Genomic DNA, 17625 nt, shown 5'->3' with positions numbered 1-17625 from the left:
CGACTAGTTCCTGCCCTTCTCGACCGCACGCATGATGGCCTTGTAGATCTCCACCAGCGGGATGATAGCTGCGGCGAGCAGCATAGCGATGCCGTACTCGAACGCGTTGATCTCGGCGAAGTCGAATGCCTGGGCGAGCGGGGTCTCGATGACCACAAAGGTGAGGACGAGCGAGCCCGCGAACGCGAACCACAGCCACTTGTTCTGAGTGGGCAGCTTGAAGACGGACTGACGACGGCTGCGCATATTGAACGAGTGGAACATCTCGACCATCGAGAGCGTGAGGAAGGCCATGGTCATGCCGTCGAGGCCCTTGTCGGCACCAGACAGCACGGACGACAGGGGCACGCCCTCGATGTTGAGGCCAATGAAGTACGAGATGAGCGTCAGCGTGCCAATGAAGGCACCCTGGATCAGGCAGTCGAGGCCCATGCCGTTGGCAAAGATGCCGTCGTCGGCGTTGCGGGGCTCGCGCTTCATGATGCCCGGCTCGGCCTCCTCCATGGCCATGGCAAGCGCGGGGAAGCAGTCTGTGATGAGGTTGAGCCACAGGAGGTGCGTAGGCTCAAGAATCGTAAAGCCAATGAGCGACGCCACGAAGACCGCGATGACCTCGGCGAGGTTGGACGAGAGCAGGAAGGCGATGGACTTCCTGATGTTGTCGTAGATGCGACGGCCCTCTTCGCAGGCGTTGATGATGGTCGCGAAGTTGTCGTCGGCAAGCACCATGTCGGCCACGTTCTTGGTGACGTCGGTGCCGGTGATGCCCATGCCCACGCCAATGTCGGCGCGCTTGATGGATGGGGCGTCGTTCACGCCGTCGCCGGTCATGGCAACAACCTTGCCGAGCTTCTTCCAGGTGTCGACGATGCGGGTCTTGTGCTCGGGCTGAACGCGGGCGTACACGCCGTACTTGGAGATGTTCTTCGCGAACTCCTCATCGGACATGCGGTCAAGCTCTGCGCCGGTGATAGCCTGCGAGCGGTCAACAATGATACCCAGCTCCTTGGCGATGGCCACGGCGGTGTCGATGTGGTCGCCGGTGATCATGACAACACGCATGCCGGCGGAGTGCGCCTCGGCCACGGCCTGCTTGACCTCGGGACGAACCGGGTCGATCATGCCGCACAGACCCAGGAAGGTCATGTCGTGCTCAAGCGCCTCGGGCGAGAAGTCCGTGGGGGCCGTCTTGCCGTAGTTCACGCGGGCGGCGGCCATCACGCGAAGTGCGTCGTCAGCCATGGCCTTGTTGGCCTCCATGATGCGCTGACGCCACTCGTCGGTCATGGGCACGTCGCCGTTGGCAGTGTGGACCATGGTGCAGCGGGCGAGAATGACGTCGGGGCCGCCCTTGGTGTGCTGGATGTAGTTGCCGTCAGGCGCCTTGTTGACCACGGACATCATCTTGCGACCGGAGTCGAAGGGTGCCTCGCCCACGCGGGGGTTGGCGGAGTCGAGGTCACCCGAGGTGAAGCCGAGCTTGGCGGCATCAGCCACGAGCGCAGCCTCGGTGGGCTCGCCCACGGCGGTCTCGTGCGCAGAGTCCCACTTGGCGTCGGAGCATAGCGCCATGCAGCGAACGAGGCGATCCTGGTCCTCGGTGAAGTGGCGCACGACGGTCATCTTGTTCTGCGTGAGGGTGCCCGTCTTGTCCGAGCAGATGACCTGCGTGCAGCCAAGGGTCTCGACGGCGGAGAGCTTGCGGATGATGGCGTTGTGCTGGCTCATCTTGGTGACGCCGATGGAAAGCACGATGGTCACGACGGCGGCCAGGCCCTCGGGGATGGCGGCAACGGCAAGCGACACAGCGACCATGAAGGTGTTGAGCACGAGCGTCATGTTGTCAAAGAAGCCCATGCCATGCTTGAGCCAGGTGACCACAAAGACCAGGGCGCAGATCACGATGCAGATGATGGAGAGAATCTTGGAGAGCTCGTCCAGCTTCTTCTGGAGCGGCGTCTCCTCGTCCTCGGCACGTGTGAGGGCGTCGGCGATCTTGCCCATCTCGGTGTCCATGCCCGTGGCAACAACCACGGCGCGGCCACGGCCGTATACCACGGTGGAGCCCATGTAGCACATATTCTTACGGTCGCCGAGAGGAACGTCCTTGCCCTCGTCGAGCACGTCGAGAACCGTGGCAATCTTGTTGACCGGCACGGACTCGCCCGTGAGGGCGGCCTCTTCGATCTTCATGGACGCGCTCTCGATGATGCGGCAGTCCGCAGGGACGGAGTCGCCAGCCTCAAGAATCACGAGGTCGCCAACGACAAGCTCGGAAGACGGCACGGTAACCACCTTACCGTCGCGCACGACCTTGCTCTGTGCGGCAGACATCTCCTGGAGCGCGGCCAGGGCCTCCTCGGCCTTGGACTCCTGCACCACGCCGAGAACCGCGTTCACCACAACCACGAAGCAGATGATGATCACGTCGGCGAAGTCCGCCTCGCCCTGAGCCATACTCGTAAGGGCCGAGATGACCGCGGCCACGATAAGCATGATGATCATCGGGTCTGCCATCTGGGCAAAAAAGCGCTTCCAGAGCGGGTCCTTCTTGGCTTCCTTGAGCTTGTTGGGACCGTTCTTCTCGAGGCGTGCAGCCGCCTCATCTGCGGCAAGGCCGTAGGTGTCATCTGACGCAACATCCTTGATGACTTGCGCAGACTCCTGCAGGTACTCCTTCAATTCTCCTCCTGGGGTCACGGGCGCCCAGCAGATTGATGCCCGATCATAATTCCCCAGGAGGGGCAAGGGCTCACCAAGGCTGCCATGCTGGACGCATGGTTGATACCGCATCATTCTACCCGATGAAACGCGCGTCAGTCTTTATTGGATGAAGGTGCAATTTGGTGGTGAAGCCCCCTCTCGTATCGCATTCGTAAGGACTTATCGACGTATGCCCCACGGCGCTTGCCCCATGCGGTAAACTTTCGCTAAGTCAGCACGTAACCGCGTGCGAGATTGATTCCACAGGGTCTCGAGGAAAGGGCAACGATGAAGATTCTGTTCTACGGAACCGCCAGCTATGACAAGGATTCTTTCACCAAGGAGCTCAAGGACTACCCGGACGTCAAGATCGACTTCACCGAGACCAACCTCACCCCCATGACCGCACCCCTTGCCCGCGGGTATGATGCGGTCTGCGCCTTCGTGAACGCGGACTGCGGCGCCATGACCCTCGAGATCCTCTCCGGCTTTGGCGTGAAGCTCGTCCTCATGCGCTGCGCCGGCTTTGACGCCGTGAACGTCGAGGTCGCCAAGGACCTTGGCATGAAGGTCACCCGCGTCCCCGCCTACTCGCCTGAGGCCATCGCCGAGCACGCCATGGGCCTTGCCCTCTGCGCCAACCGCCGCATCCACAAGGGCTACATCCGCGTCCGCGAGAACAACTTCGACCTCACCGGCCTTGTTGGCGTGACCCTGCACGGCAAGACCGCCGGCATCATCGGCACCGGCCGCATTGGCGCCGCCCTCTGCCGCATCTGCAAGGGCTTTGGCATGTACGTCATTGGTGCCGACCTCTACCCCAACCAGAAGCTCATCGACGAGGAGCACGTTGTTGACGAGTACGTCGACATCAAGGATGGCAAGGTCGACTACGACTCGCTCTACGCCCGCGCCGACCTCATCTCGCTGCACGCCTTCCTCAACGAGGAGAGCTACCACATGATCAACGACGATTCCATCTCCAAGATGAAGGATGGCGTCATCTTTGTGAACACCGCCCGTGGCGCTCTGGTCGACTCCAACGCGCTCATCCGCGGAATCCGCGCCGGCAAGATTGGCGCCGCAGGCCTCGACGTCTACGAGGAGGAGAACGCCAACGTCTACCAGGACCGCGAGGACGAGATTCTCGGCAGCTCCATCACTGCGCGCTTCTGCTCCTTCCCCAACGTGGTCATGACTTCTCACCAGGCGTTCTTCACCAAGGAGGCCCTTGGCGAGATTGCCCGCGTGACGCTCGACAACGCGCAGGCATTCGCTCACGGCACGGACTTCGTGCCCAGGAGCGTTGTCTGCTAGCCATAGAGACATCGCACCAAAGAGGACAGGCAAAAGGAGAAATATGGCATTTAGCAAGAAGACCAAGATCGTGTGCACCATGGGCCCCGCCACCGAGAGCGATGACGTTCTTCGCTCCCTCATCGAGAACGGCATGAACGTCGCCCGCTTCAACTTCTCCCATGGCAGCCACGACTACCACCGTCAGATGATCGAGCGCGTCCGCCGCATCTCGGCCGAGCTCAGCATCCCCGTGGCAATCATGCTCGACACCAAGGGCCCCGAGGTTCGCACCGGTCTTCTCGAGGATGGCAAGAAGGTCACCGTCAACACTGGCGACGCCATCGTGGTTACCGCCCAGCCCACCAGCGAGGACTTCCACGGCAACGCCGGTCACATCTCCCTCGACTACCTCAACCTCCCCAACGAGGTCGAGAAGGGCTCCATCCTCCTCATCGACGACGGCCTTGTCGGCCTTGAGGTCGACCACGTGGAGGGCTCCGACATCCACTGTGTGGTCACCAACGGCGGCGAGATTGGCGAGAAGAAGGGCGTCAACGTTCCCAACGTGAACATTGGCCTGCCCTCCGTCACCGACCAGGACCGTGCGGACATCATGTTTGGCTGCGAGCTGGGCATCGACGCCATCGCTGCATCCTTCATCCGCGACGGTGCCGCCGTCAAGCAGATTCGTGACATCTGCGTCGAGATGGGCGCACCGCACGTCCAGATCTTCCCCAAGATCGAGAGCGCCCTTGGCGTCAAGAACTTCGACGAGATTCTCGAGGCCTCCGACGGCATCATGGTCGCCCGCGGCGACCTGGGCGTCGAGGTGCCTGCGGCTGAGGTGCCCCACATCCAGAAGACCATCATCCGCAAGTGCAACAACGCATACAAGCCGGTCATCACCGCAACGCAGATGCTCGACTCGATGATTCGCAACCCGCGCCCCACGCGCGCCGAGGTCGCCGACGTTGCCAACGCCATCTATGACGGCACCGACTGCGTCATGCTCTCCGGCGAGACCGCTGCCGGCAAGTACCCCGTGGCTGCCGTGCGCACCATGGCAGAGGTCGCCAAGGAGACCGAGCGCTACCTCGAGGAGCGCAAGGTCTACCACGACCGCGGCGGTGTGCGCAACGTGAACGGCGCCACCGGCTTTGCGGCCGTCGAGATGGCCGACCGCGTTGACGCCAAGTGCATCCTGTGCCCCACGCACTCCGGCCGCACCGCGCGCATCGTCTCCAACTTCCGTCCCCGCATCCCTCTGTACGCCATGAGCCCGAGCGAGGAGGCCATTCGCCGCACCTGCTTCTACTGGGGTGTCTACGCGTTCAAGACCACGGAGCAGGGCTCGCTTTCCAACACGCTCTACAACGCCCTCAACGTTGCCAAGGCGAACAAGGTCGTTGACCCCGGTGACATTGTGGTCATCACCGCTGGCGATCCGCAGACCTCCCCGCGCCAGGGCGACTACACCACCAGCACCAACATGGCCATGGTGGCGCAGATCCAGTAGGGTTTACGCTAGGTTTTGTCGCATTACGCAAACCGCCTCGGGTTTCTCGCCCGGGGCGGTTTTCTTTGGCGAGAAGGACAAGAGCCGCGGGACGCGCAGTGCCGGCGCGCTGCGAGAATGCGCCTATCGGCGAGAAAACGGCGCCCGAGGGGGGCTTCCGTACGCAATTGCCGCGATAATGGGCCCTCCGGCGTCAAAACGGCGCCGGAGGGCACGTCTCGTACGAAATCCCGTACAAAGCCGCTGCTCGGCCTCTTTTTCTCGCCCGAGGCGCAATTTCTGTCAGGGGAGGCAAGTCGCCGACAAGCGCGACCGCATCCGGCCGCCGCCAGTCCGCTATCGCTCGCAGAGCCACCAGTACGCCGAGAAGGGCGCCAGCTCGGAGCCGCCGCCAAAGTCGTGCGGCTCGCCGGTGATGAGGTCCACGGCGCGGCCGCATCCCGCATCGAAGTGCGCCACGGCAGGCTCGGCCGACGCGTTTATCGCCACAATGACCCGCTCGTCCCCATGGCAGCGCTGGAAGACAAGCTGCTGCGGCTGGCACTGCAGCTCGTGGTAGTCGCCCCACACGATGGCGTCGCTCTTCTCGCGCGCATGTGCCAGTGCGGCCACCCAGTCCGTGAGGTCATTCCATTCCGGCGCATCGAGTGCGGGGCGCAGCTCGTAGTCGCCGTAGTGCTGCTCGCCCTCGATGCCCCACTCACTGCCGTAGTAGACGCAGGGCACGCCGCACATGGCAAACAGCAGCCCGTAGAGCGGCTTGAGCTGGCGCTTGTCGTCCAGCCTGGTCGCAATGCGCGGCACGTCGTGGTTGTCGAGAAAGTCCAGCAGGTGCTTACCCGTGTAAAGGTCCCAGGGCTTGGAGCCGCTCTGGCGCTCAAGCGCATAGGCCACTTCGTGCATATTCGCGCTGTTGAAGCTCGACCAGAGGCCCTTGTAGGCCTCGTAGTTCGTCACCGAGTCGCATAGGCCGTCGCCCATCCACTGGTTGTAGTCGCCAAACATGGTCTCGCCAACCAGCACGAACTTCTCGCCACGCTCCTGCGAGATGCCATCGGCAATCTGGCGCAGGTAGCCCAGGTAGCCACGGTCAAGGCAGTAGGCCACGTCCAGGCGCAGGCCGTCGATGTCAAAGTCGCGCACCCAGCCGCGAATGACGTCGGCCAGGTAGTCGTTGAGCTCGAAGTTTCCGTGGTTGAGCTTCACGAGCGTGGAGACACTCGCCCAGGTCTCGTAGCCAAAGCCGTCGTTGAACTCGCTGTTGCCGTTCCAGTCAATGTTGAACCAGCCGGCGTAGCGACTCTGCTGGCCCTTCTCGCGCACGTCGCGGAAGGCAAAGAACTCACGACCCACGTGGTTAAAGACGCCGTCGAGAAGCACGCGGATGCCCGCCTTGTGGCAAGCGTCCACAACAAAGCGCAGGTCGTCGTTGGTGCCCAGGCGGCAGTCGACGGTCGTGTAGTCCGTGGTGTCATAGCCGTGCGAAAGGCTCTGGAAAACGGGGTTGAGCATGAGGCAGGTTGCCCCAAGGCGCTTCATGTGATCGATCCAGCCGTCGTCAACGAGCTTGCGCAGGCGCGGGACCGTGACACCGTCGTTCTCGTGCGGTGCACCGCACAGTCCCAGCGGATAGACCTGATAGACAAAGGATGGCTCGTACCAGCTCATCGTTGCTCCTCTCGTCGTGGGCGAGACGCCCGTGCGGACGGCGTCCAGGGGGCGCCATGCCAGCCACTCAACCATACGCGATAAACGTTGTGCAAACGTGAACGGATTTGTACGGGGTGTGCGAGAAGTGCGTAGCCGCCAGGGCTGCTTGACCTCAGAGGTTTCTCGCCCCCTTCCTTCTGCAAACCTGCAACTTAATAGCAGTCTCGCGTGGAAGCTCCCGAGAAGAACCGCAGGTAGATGGCTTGCAGCTCTCGTCGGCACTGCAATTAAGCCGCAGGTTTCTCTGTTGGTCGAAGTTGGACCAAGGGCTGGTTGCAAATCCCTTGTTGCGGCATCCAGCCAAGGTCGGCATCCAGCCGAGAACTGTATCCAGTCAACGTCGGCATCCAGCCGAAATCTGGATTGAGCCGAGATTATTGCGCGTTTTTCCGGCTATTCTTCACGTTCAACTGACCAAATGTGATTCTGGCGAGAAATAACGTTCAATAACTGAGGGGCCTTGGAGAGAGCCTTGAGGGAACCTCGGAGAAACCCGAAGAGAAGGCCACGGAAAAGGCCTCGGAGAATCCTGAGGAACGCCTTGGCTAACCGGCCACCGATGCAGATGAGACAAAGGGAAACTCCCTTTGTCTCATGCGAATGGCCGCGGTCTAGGGCCGCGGCCACCGGGAAGGGGTCCCTCGAAGACCGAGGGACGGGAGAGACGGCCGAGTGTTCGGGGGGGACCCAGCCGTTCCTCTCCCATGGTGGTCTCCACGGGTTGCGGAACGGTGAACCGCGGGTAACAACGGGTGCAAGATTGGCAACGTAACACGTAACGCCGCAGGCAGAGGGGCAAGTAGAAGCCCAGTTACGAGACCTGTCCGAGAAGTCCCGCCACTATCGTCGCATTGGCCTCCTCAGACGCCGCCGAGAAGAACTCCGGCGTGAGCAGGTCGTAGGCGGGGACGCTTCGAATGAGACCTTCGTGGTTCTCGTCCACAATGCGCCCCGCCACGGCAACGGCCTCGCGCACGTCCGCCTCGATCACGGGGTACTGCGGGTACGCAGCACAGGCGGCAATGATCTCGGGCGTCACTCGCGGACGCAGCGAGATATCAAAGGTTCTACCAAAGAGCGCAAAGTCGCGCTGCTTGCGCTTGCGGGTGACGTCGCCAGCCTTCACGCCAATAGAGGCGATATACGCCCGCGTGCGCGTGTTGTACACAGAGTCGCACACAAGGTGCGCCCACGCGCCCAGCACCAGGTCATGCAGGGAGGAGCCCGCGGTCTCCGCGTCGCAACCCACAACAAAGCGATCCCAGAACGCCTGGTAGTTTGGCGAAGGAATGGCACCGCCGTCGGCAAAGTGCGTCTCGCGGTAGTCGCGCAGGCGCGCGACGGGCACCGGCACCATGTAGCCCACATAGATGTCGGGCAGAAAGTTGCCAAACAGGAAGGCGTTCACGTCGCGCACGCCCAGCCGAGCGGCCCCCTCCTCGCGAAGGAGCCGTTCGACGTGGGCGGTATGTATGTTCCAGCTAGGCACGTGCGTGCGTCCTTGCGGCGCGCGGACAGCCCGCTAGCCGCGGACCTCTCCGCCGGTTGCGCGGCAGACCTTGTCCACGAGCTTCTTGTGGGCGCGGTCCACCTCCTCGGAGGTCAGCGTGTGGTCGGCAGAGCGATAGGTGAGCGAGAAGGCCATCGACTTCTTGCCCATGCCAACGCGCACGGGATCACGGTAGACGTCAAAGAGGCGCACGTCCGAGAGGAGCTTGCCGCCGGCACTCTTGATGCGCTGCTCGAGCTGCTCGCAGGTAACGGACTCGTCGACAACGATGGCCAGGTCAACGGACACACCGGGGAGCGTGGGCACGTCGACGTAGGGCAGCTCGCGGTGCGCAAGGCGCAGGAGCGACTCCACCGAGAGCTCGAAGGCGACCACGGGGGCGTCGACGCCAAATGCCTTGAGCGCCTTGGGGTGGACGTTGCCAACCCAGCCCATGAGCTCGCCCTTGTTGCCGTAGACCTCGGCCGCGCGGCCGGGCTGAAGCCAGCCGTAGGTCTGGGGGTCTGCCGCCTTGAAGCGCACCTTGGTCACGCGAAGCGCTGAGAGGAGCTGCTCCACCACGCCCTTGGCGTCAAAGAAGTCGTAGTCCTCAAACTTCTGGCACCACTCGTCATCGCGGTGGCCGGAGAGCACGCCGCACACAAAGCTGGGCTCGTCGGGCTGGCTCTTGTTCTCGTGGCCAAAGAAGACGCGGCCAATCTCGTAGAGCGCCACCGCATCCACGCCGTGGTCGAGGTTGTACGCCACCGAGCGGAGAAGCCCGGGCAGGATCGAGCGGCGCATCTCGGCCTGGTCGGCCACGAGCGGGTTGATGATCTTGACGGGGATGCCGCGGCCTTCCTCGCTCATACCAAGCTTGGAGAGGTCGTTGGCGTCGGCAAAGCAGTACGTGGTGGTCTCTGAGAGGCCACAGGCGCGCAACGTGCGGCCAATCTTGCGAATGCGCTGCTGGTCAACGGTCAGGCCACCGGCGTGGTTGCGCGCAGCGGGAAGCGTGGGCGTGATGTCGCCCTCTCCCCACAGGCGCACGACCTCCTCGATGAGGTCGACCTCGCGCGTGAGGTCGGGTCGGTTGGTGGGCGCGGTCACCGTATAGGCGCCGTTCTCGGCAGGCTCGACCTTGCATCCGAGGCGCTTGAGGCGCGCGGCCATGAAGTCGTCCGGGATGTCCGCACCGGCGAGCGCACGCACGCGGGCGGGGCGCATGGTGATCACGGGCGCGGGCACGGGACCGGGATAGACGTCCACGATGCCCGGGCAGACCTCGGCCGAGCAGCACTCCTCAAAGAGCGCCGCGGCGATGTTGGAGACGTCCGCGCAGCCGGCGCCGTCAACCTGGCGCTCGTAGCGGATGGAGGCCTCGCTCATGAGGTCAAGGTTGCGGCTCGTGCGGGAGATGTGGCCGGCCGAGAATGTCGCGCTCTCGAGCAGGACGTCGGTCGTGGTCTCGTCAATCTCGGAGTTGAGGCCGCCCATGACGCCGGCAAGGGCGATGGGCGTCTCGCCGCCGTCAGTGATGACGCACATGTCGGGCGTGAGCGTGCGCTCCTTCTCGTCGAGCGTGGTGAGAAGCTCGCCGTCGCGCGCAGCCCGCACCACCACGTGGCGCTTGCCATCCTCGCGCTTCTGGAGCTTGCCCAGGTCGAAGGCGTGGAGCGGCTGGCCGGTGAGGTACATCACGTAGTTGGTGACGTCTACCACGTTGTTGATGGGCCTGGAGCCGGCAGCGATCACGCGACGCGCGAGCCACTCGGGGCTGGGGCCAATCTTCACGTTGCGCACCACGCGGGCGGTGTAGCGCGGGCAGAACTCCGCGTCGTCAATCTGCACGTCCACCAGGTCGTGGGCGTCTGGGCCCTTCTCCTCCTTGATTGAGGGAAGCGTGATGTGGGTGCCCTCGTCGAGAACCGCGGAGGTCTCCACTGCCATGCCCACCATGGAGAGGCAGTCGGGGCGGTTGGGGGTGATCTCGCAGTCGATCACGGTATCGGAGCTGCCCAGGTAGTCCGTGTAGAGCATGCCCACGGGTGCATCGGGCGGCAGGATGATGATGCCGTCATGGTCGTTGCCCAGGCCAAGCTCGCGCTCGGAGCAGTTCATGCCGAACGACTCCACGCCGCGGAGCTTTGACTTCTTGATCTTCACGTCGCCGGGGAGCACTGCCCCGATCATCGCGGTCACAATGTGGTCGCCCTCGTTAAAGTTCTGGGCACCGCACACGATCTGGAGCGGCACGGGGTTGCCGTTCTCGTCGACGTTCTTGTCGCCAACGGAGACCTGGCAGAGCCACATGTGGTCGGAGTCTGGGTGCGGCTTCTTGCTCACCACCTGGGCAGTGTAGACGTGGTCGAGGTCGGCGCCAACGCGCTCGACGCCCTCGACCTCGGTGCCGGTGCGGATGTACTCGTTGACCAGGTCCTTGGGGTCTTCGGGCACGTCCACCATGTCCTTGAGCCACTCATACGAAACGCGCATGGTATCTGCAATCCCTTCTGGGCGGGCTTGGTGCGGCCGCCCTGGTTCTTCTCGTCCTGCCGCGGGCTTCTCGCCCGGGCGTTCCTCGCTGCCCTGGTCCGGCCTAGAACTGGTTCAGGAAGCGCATGTCGCCGGTCATGAGCATGCGCAGGTCGGGCAGGTCGTAGCGGAGCGCGGCCACGCGCTCGACGCCGATGCCAAAGGCGAAGCCAGTGTACTTCTCAGGGTCGATGCCGCAGTAGCGGAAGACGTTGGGGTCAACCATGCCGCAGCCCAGAATCTCGAGCCAGCCGGTGTTCTTGCAGAAGCGGCAGCCCTTGCCGTGGCACACGCCGCAGGAGACGTCGACCTCGCAGCTGGGCTCGGTGAACGGGAAGAAGTGCGGGCGGTAGCGGGTGGCGCGGTCCTTGCCAAAGATCTCGCGAGTGAAGTAGTCGAGCGTGCCCTTGAGGTCGCCAAAGGTGATGCCCTCGTCAACGACAAGGCCCTCTACCTGCGTGAACTGCGGCAGGTGGTTAGCGTCGGCGGTATCCGGACGAAAGACGGTGCCGGGGCAGATCATGTAGATGGGAGGCTCGTGGGTCTCCATGGTGTGCACCTGGACGCCCGAGGTCTGGGTGCGCAGCAGGATGTCGGACTCGCCCTGGACGTGGGTCTCCTTGCCCTCGGGGGCGTTGTCCACCACGTAGAAGGTGTCGCGCGCGGAGCGGCTGGGGTGGTCCTCCGGGGCGTTGAGCGCGGTGAAGTTGTAGTAGGTGGTCTCGACGTAGGGGCCATCCTCGACGGTGTAGCCTAGTCCGCAGAAGATGTCCTCGATTTCCTCGCGAATCTGGTTGATGAGGTGCTGCGTGCCCGGCGAGAGCGTGCGGCCGGGAAGCGTGACGTCAACGGCGTCGGCGGCCATGCGGCGCTCCAGGAGCTCGTTTGCCAGCTCCTCGCGGCGAGCGGTGATACCGGCCTCTACCTTGGCGCGCACGGTGTTGGCCATCTGCCCCATGGCGCGGCGCTCCTCGGGCGGGACCTGGCCCATCGTGTGCATAAGGGCCGTGAGCCTGCCCTTGCGGCCGAGCATGGAGACGCGCAGCGCCTCCAGGGCCTCCATGGTCTCAGCGCGCTTAAGTCCCTCCTCTACCTGCGCCTCAATGGACTTGAGGTCATCGGACATCGCCATAGTGCAATCCTTTCCAAAGCCAATAAAAAACCGTCCCGGGCCAACGCTGCCCAAGGACGGATGTCTCCGCGGTACCACCTTGATTGACGTGCGCGTTTTCTCTCGCGCGCGCCCACTCGTTGCGCCCCGTGCCGTGGGGCCTACGGCTTCCCTACTCGCTGGCCGTGCGGCCCGCTTTGAGGTTGCGGCTGGTGGAGTGAACTCTGGACGTCAACCTTGGAGGAGCCTCTCAGCCGGTGAGCCCCATCTCTTGTCCGCTGGCGACGCGACGACCAAACCTCTCCGTCATTGCCTAGGGGGCATGGTAGCACGATGGGGCGCTGGCGAGAACGACGGGGCGAAAACGGGCGTAAGCTCTGCACGATTCCGGGCGAGGGCCGGGGCGGCGGCTGGGAGCGCGCCAGCGGTGGGCGCGCCTAAGATTCCCGCTCCGGCGCGGTTTTCTCGCCGGAAGACCCATTTCCGCAGCAGCGGCGTACGAAGTCTTTCCTCCGGCGTCATTTTTGCGCCGGAAGACCGATTTCGGTGCAGTATACGCATTCGAAACCCCTGCTGCAGCACACCCTCGGCCCCCCTTATCATGTGATGCGGGCATTGCTCATCCCTTTCACAATCCCCGTGCAGCACTGCAACTGCAAGCCACGCGAAAGACGGAGCGCTTCATGATCGACATCCACGGCCACATCCTGACGAAGGGCTACCTCGACCTCCTGGAAGCCCATGGCGCGACCCGTGAGGACGGCTTCCCGCTCCCCGTTTGGAACGAGGACAGCGCCCTCGCGTTCCTTGACGAGATGGGCATTTGCTACCAGGTTCTGTCCCTTTCCTCCCCGCACCCATTCTTCGGTGATGCCGCGGAGTCGGCAGCCTTTTGCCACGTTTTCAACGACGAGACGGCCCGCGTCGTTGCGCGCCATCCCGACCGCTTTGGGTTCTGCGCCGTCGTGCCCCTGCCCGATGTCGATGCTGCAATCGTCGAGGCCACACGCGCAATCGAAGACCTCAACGCTCTTGGCGTCAAGCTCGCCAGCAACAGCCGGGGGCTCTACCTCGGCGACGAGCGCCTCGACCCGCTTTTCGGCAGCCTCGAGTCCATCGCGGAGAAGCGCGGCTGCGATGTCGTCTGTCTCATCCACCCGAGCCGTCCCGAGCCTATCGCGGAAGGTGTGTTCAGTGCGGGCCCCGTTCCGCTCTACGAGTTCCTCGCCGACACGACGCGCGCCGTGCTCAACATGATCGCCCACGACGTTCCCCGCCGGTTCCCCCCGCGTGCAGGTCGTCGTACCCCACTGCGGGAGCTTCCTGCCCAACGTCGCGCGCCGCATCGAGGGCGCCGAGCCCATCCTCGAGAAGGCGCACATGATGAGCCACGTGGACGTGCCTGCCAACCTGGCGCGGCTCTGGTTCGACACGGCAGGCGACCCTGTTCCCGACCTGCTGCCATTTCTGCTCACCATCACAAGCCCCAGCCACGTGCTATTTGGCAGCGACTTCCCGTTCACACCGCACGAGCGGGCTCTGGCAAATGCGCGGCGACTGCAGGAGTTTCTCGCCAGTGACGGGCGCGTTGCGGCACACGAGGACGACATTCTCGACAACAATGCCCGAAAGCTGCTGGAGGCAGCGGGCGCTCGTCTTTGATGCGGGCGGAGCGTACCGCGTCGCCTGCTGCCGCGCGGGCTTAGGCACCATTTTCTGGCCCCCTCCGCAGAGAATAGCTCCGTTTCTTAAACAGCCGCCACGTTTGCCCAGTTGCCGCTCATCGATTTTAAGAAATGGAGCTAAGCTCCGACAAACGCGCACGGGAGCAAGGGACGAGGAGGCCATGGCCACCCGAGCTTCAACGATTCAGTTTCGAAACTCAAATAATCTTATAGTTTCGAAATCGCAACCTCAACATCGTCCTACCAACGCTCCCCTTTCTTTAGCGGTATTTGAGACTCGCCGTGCCAACGACCTGCGAAAACTCGACGAGAGATTCACAGATACCGATAAAGAACGCGGGCCGGCGTAGGCCACAGCCCCGCGGGAGAGACGGGCAGCGAGAGAGCCAGGGTCCTACCACACCAGCTGCGCCAAGCCCACCACCAGGGGAATCGAGACCACCGAGAGCAGCACCGAAACCACGACGGTCTCCACCGCATAGACGTAGTCGGAGTCGTGGAGCTGCGCGTACACTGCCACGTTGAGGCCAACCGGGCACGCCTGTGCAATCAGAATCGCAAGCTTCATGTCGAGCATCGCGGCGGGAAGCAGGCTCAGCAGCGCCAGCGTGGCAAGTGGCGTCAGCAACAGGCGCGCCAGGGCAACCTTGTAGAGCCCCACGCGATGAATCATGTCCGCCGGATGAGATTGCGCCAGGTAAACCCCTATGGCAAACATCGCCAGCGGCGTGTTAAGCGCCGAGACGTAATCCAGGCAGCTCGTCACCACGCCCGGAAGCTGCAGCTGGGTCGCAAAGAGCACGAGGCCAATGAGCGTCGCCACCATGAACGGCGAGCGCACCAGGGAACGCAGAGACACCCTCCCCCGCTCGCCTGTGAGCAGCGAGACACCATAGGTCCACTGCCCCAGATTCATGAACGCGATGTAAGCAGTCATGTAAAACACGGGGCCCTGCCCCAGAATCGAAACGACCAGCGGAATCCCAAAGAAACTGGGGTTTGAGAAGGTCGCCGCAAAGTTGCCAATGGCGTCATCGCGAAGGACGAGACGTGCGACAAGCGCGGAGACGAGAAGTGCAGCAAACCCCATGAGCGCGGAGAGCCCCAGCGCAAGGACGTTTTCCGCTGTACGCTCGACCATGAGCCCCTTCACGATGACGCAAGGAAGGGAAAGATACACGAGGATGTTCCCGATGGTACGGTTGCCCTCCATCGTGATCTTGCCGGTGCGAAACATCGCAAACCCCACGCCCACCAGCATAAACATGACAACTATCTGCAGGGCAAGCGTGGCTGACATGGACATGTCGAGGTACCTCCGGGTAGGATGCCGTTGACGTTACGGGGTTAGCCCCGTGCAACCATAGCACCGGGGGACAGGCAGGCGCCATTATGCTGTCGGGAGCTCCGGTTGGGGTACCGCCACATCAAGAAGGAAGAGGTCATCTCGCGTACTTGCAACAAGGGTACCGCCATATCGCTGCGCCGTGCGCTCCATCGAGCGCATGCCAAAACCGTGATTGGCATCGTCGCCCTTGGTCGACTTTGGCAGTCCGCCAACAAACTCGAGCGATCCCACAAAGTAGTTCTCGACGTGAAGCGAAGCCATGCCCATATCGCTTCTCAGCACCAACGCAATCCTGCGCTTCTCGGGATTGGGAACCTCCCCCACCGCCTCTATGGCGTTCTCTAGAGCGTTACCAAAGAGGGAGTAGATTTCGGTGGGCTGCATGAACGAGATGGCAGAGCCGTCGGCCATGCAGGAAAGCGCAATGCCTCGCCTCTCGCACACAAGGGACTTCTCGCTCAAGATCACATCCAGGGCGTCGTTTCCTGTGCTCACCGTAGAGTCGTAAACGCGCACCTCCTTGGCAATGTCATCAAAGATGAGAGGATCTACCACAACCGCGCCAAGGCCGTCAGCCATGTGGCGAATCTGATGCCTAATGTCATGGCACTTCACGTTGATCGACTCGACCGTCTCCTTCGAGAGACGGTACTGGCGACGCTCGTCGTGCAAGAGCTGCTGGCTTTCTGCCATCTCCGTCTTGAGGCGTGTCTTGTAGAGCATCTGATACTCGGCAAAGAGGACAAAGGCACAGACAAGAGCGTGCACAATTCTCAGCGTGATAAACGTCGGGAAGTCAATGCCCGCCACATAGCTCGACTTAATGCAAACGTCCAAGCCAATGACAGCAAAAATCACCACCAACACCATGAAGAGCATACCGTGGTCTTCCTCAACAACAAGCCCGTTCCTATTCATTCGGCGAACCATCACAAGGTAGATGGTCATGTAAACAAGCGCGTACTCGACAAGGTTCGTAATGACGTAGAAGACATACTCCGACGGCACCCATCCGCCAACTCGGTTAATAAACCCCATTACACCCGAGGCAAGGTTCTGCGTAGCGTATCCCGCAGTTGCACAGAAGAGGATAGTCCAAGTAGTTGCCTCATGACAAAGCCCGACAATCGCACTGCAGAGCACAAGGGCCACCGCATACAGCACAATGAGTCCAAAGAGATGGGAGGCGCCAGGCGATGCAATCCCGTCCATGAACGTCCCGATAACAAGCGCAAGAGCAATGGTCGCAATCGCAACTCGCGCCGCATAGGCACCCCGACGAGGCAGGCCGCTAGCAAACAACAGCGTTGCTGCCACAAGCTCAACTGCCGTAAGCAGGGAATTGACGATGGTCTCCACATCCATCAGATGGTCCTTCCCATGTACTGGGCTATACGGTTGAGACAGTCGCGCTTGCACCGGCGACTAAAGAAGAGCGTGTCCCCTCCCGACAGCGTCAGGCTGCTGCCGGCAACACGCACCACATGCATCATGTTGACGAGCTGACCTTGCGAAACGCGAATGAAGGGCTTATCCGCAAGGCTCTCTGCCAGGCGTCCAAGGCTATCCCGAACGCGAATTGGGCTGGCGCCCGAAGAAAAGTGGTACACAAGGTCATGACCGCTGGTCTCGACATACTCGATGTCTGAGACGGGAAAGAGGTACATCCCCGATTGCGTCCGAATGGTAATTGACTCTCCCACATTGCGCGAGATGACTCGCCTTACCTTATCGAGACACATCGCCATGTCGTAGAAGCGCACTGGTTTGACGATAAAACCAGCGGCATCGACCTCGTAGCCTTTGACGGCATACTGCGCGAGACTCGTCACAAAGACAATCTGCGTGGTGGTATCGCAGCGACGCATCTGGGTGGCCGCGTCCATGCCGTTCATCCCTGGTAGGTCGATATCCATGAACACCACGTCAACGTCATAGGGGGCGTCGAGAAACGCCTCGGCGGTCCCGTAGTGCACGCATGACGTCTCGACGTTGCGATCGAGGCCATAGCGAGCGAGCTGCTCTTCAAGCAGACGCTCCTCATCCTCATCGTTCTCTACGCTCGCTGCCCTGATCATGTCCCCCAACCTCCCCAAACGATTATCCCATGCGACCGCGGCAGGCGAACGGCAAGCTTCACCCGAAACTGCCATCTGGAGAACCGAATCCGCCATGCCCCCTTTCTGGCCACATAACCCGGGCCTTACGATGCGCGCGACAAGCCCCCAG

11 protein-coding genes and 1 pseudogene are annotated in these 17625 nt (G+C 62.4%); 4 read left to right on the top strand and 8 right to left on the bottom strand.

The window, feature by feature from the left end; genetic code table 11:
• Positions 1-3: 3 nt before the first annotated feature.
• A complete protein-coding gene (locus AUL39_RS02800; RefSeq protein ID WP_059053394.1) occupies positions 4-2682 on the bottom strand; it encodes a cation-translocating P-type ATPase in 2679 nt (892 codons plus the stop codon).
• 309 nt (positions 2683-2991) lie between these two features.
• Between AUL39_RS02800 and AUL39_RS02795 the strand changes: the two genes are divergently transcribed.
• On the top strand, positions 2992-4020 hold the full coding sequence (locus AUL39_RS02795; protein WP_059053391.1) for a 2-hydroxyacid dehydrogenase: 1029 nt from the start codon (positions 2992-2994) through the stop codon (positions 4018-4020).
• A 43-nt stretch (positions 4021-4063) separates the two neighbouring features.
• Positions 4064-5518 carry a pyruvate kinase gene (pyk, locus tag AUL39_RS02790; RefSeq protein ID WP_059053389.1) on the top strand — a complete coding sequence of 485 codons (1455 nt, stop codon included), beginning with the start codon at positions 4064-4066 and terminating at the stop codon, positions 5516-5518.
• A 336-nt stretch (positions 5519-5854) separates the two neighbouring features.
• Here pyk and AUL39_RS02785 read toward each other — a convergent pair whose 3' ends face one another.
• From AUL39_RS02785 to pheS, 4 genes are all read right to left on the bottom strand, one after another.
• Positions 5855-7261: an alpha-amylase family glycosyl hydrolase gene (locus tag AUL39_RS02785; protein WP_235810729.1), complete on the bottom strand. Its 1407-nt coding sequence runs from the start codon at positions 7259-7261 to the stop codon at positions 5855-5857.
• A 778-nt stretch (positions 7262-8039) separates the two neighbouring features.
• Positions 8040-8717 carry a hypothetical protein gene (locus AUL39_RS02780; protein WP_070807535.1) on the bottom strand — a complete coding sequence of 226 codons (678 nt, stop codon included), beginning with the start codon at positions 8715-8717 and terminating at the stop codon, positions 8040-8042.
• Positions 8718-8750: 33 nt separating this feature from the next.
• Entirely contained in the window at positions 8751-11213 is a 2463-nt protein-coding gene (pheT, locus tag AUL39_RS02775; RefSeq protein ID WP_059053383.1) for a phenylalanine--tRNA ligase subunit beta, read from the bottom strand.
• 103 nt (positions 11214-11316) lie between these two features.
• Positions 11317-12384, bottom strand: coding sequence for a phenylalanine--tRNA ligase subunit alpha (gene pheS / locus AUL39_RS02770; RefSeq protein ID WP_059053381.1), 1068 nt, complete (start codon positions 12382-12384; stop codon positions 11317-11319).
• Between the two features lie 662 nt (positions 12385-13046).
• Here pheS and AUL39_RS11615 point away from each other — a divergent pair.
• A pseudogene (locus AUL39_RS11615) lies at positions 13047-13589 on the top strand (amidohydrolase family protein); the annotation flags it as partial.
• Between the two features lie 64 nt (positions 13590-13653).
• Positions 13654-14025 (top strand): amidohydrolase family protein, encoded by a 372-nt coding sequence (locus tag AUL39_RS11180; protein ID WP_059053378.1) that lies wholly within the window; start codon positions 13654-13656, stop codon positions 14023-14025.
• A 417-nt stretch (positions 14026-14442) separates the two neighbouring features.
• Here AUL39_RS11180 and AUL39_RS02755 read toward each other — a convergent pair whose 3' ends face one another.
• The 3 genes from AUL39_RS02755 to AUL39_RS11015 form a co-directional block, all read right to left on the bottom strand.
• A complete protein-coding gene (locus AUL39_RS02755) occupies positions 14443-15354 on the bottom strand; it encodes an AEC family transporter (protein WP_059053376.1) in 912 nt (303 codons plus the stop codon).
• Between the two features lie 84 nt (positions 15355-15438).
• Complete coding sequence (locus AUL39_RS02750) at positions 15439-16761, bottom strand: ATP-binding protein (protein WP_059053373.1); 1323 nt, start codon at positions 16759-16761, stop codon at positions 15439-15441.
• Positions 16761-17474, bottom strand: coding sequence for a LytR/AlgR family response regulator transcription factor (locus AUL39_RS11015; RefSeq protein WP_059053372.1), 714 nt, complete (start codon positions 17472-17474; stop codon positions 16761-16763). The genes AUL39_RS02750 and AUL39_RS11015 overlap by 1 nt, the downstream gene beginning before the upstream one ends.
• Positions 17475-17625: the final 151 nt, after the last annotated feature.

The organism is Tractidigestivibacter scatoligenes (assembly GCF_001494635.1).
GTDB lineage: Bacteria > Actinomycetota > Coriobacteriia > Coriobacteriales > Atopobiaceae > Tractidigestivibacter > Tractidigestivibacter scatoligenes.
Note: the sequence above shows the minus strand (reverse complement) of the source record. Positions and strands in the feature narration are given on the sequence as shown.

Coding starts and splice junctions, on each gene's coding strand:
- AUL39_RS02755 (WP_059053376.1), bottom strand. CDS start 15,354: ATGTCCATGTCAGCCACGCTTGCCCTGCAGATAGTTGTCATGTTTATG.
- AUL39_RS02795 (WP_059053391.1), top strand. CDS start 2,992: ATGAAGATTCTGTTCTACGGAACCGCCAGCTATGACAAGGATTCTTTC.
- AUL39_RS02785 (WP_235810729.1), bottom strand. CDS start 7,261: ATGGTTGAGTGGCTGGCATGGCGCCCCCTGGACGCCGTCCGCACGGGC.
- pyk (WP_059053389.1), top strand. CDS start 4,064: ATGGCATTTAGCAAGAAGACCAAGATCGTGTGCACCATGGGCCCCGCC.
- AUL39_RS11015 (WP_059053372.1), bottom strand. CDS start 17,474: ATGATCAGGGCAGCGAGCGTAGAGAACGATGAGGATGAGGAGCGTCTG.
- pheS (WP_059053381.1), bottom strand. CDS start 12,384: ATGGCGATGTCCGATGACCTCAAGTCCATTGAGGCGCAGGTAGAGGAG.
- pheT (WP_059053383.1), bottom strand. CDS start 11,213: ATGCGCGTTTCGTATGAGTGGCTCAAGGACATGGTGGACGTGCCCGAA.
- AUL39_RS02750 (WP_059053373.1), bottom strand. CDS start 16,761: ATGGATGTGGAGACCATCGTCAATTCCCTGCTTACGGCAGTTGAGCTT.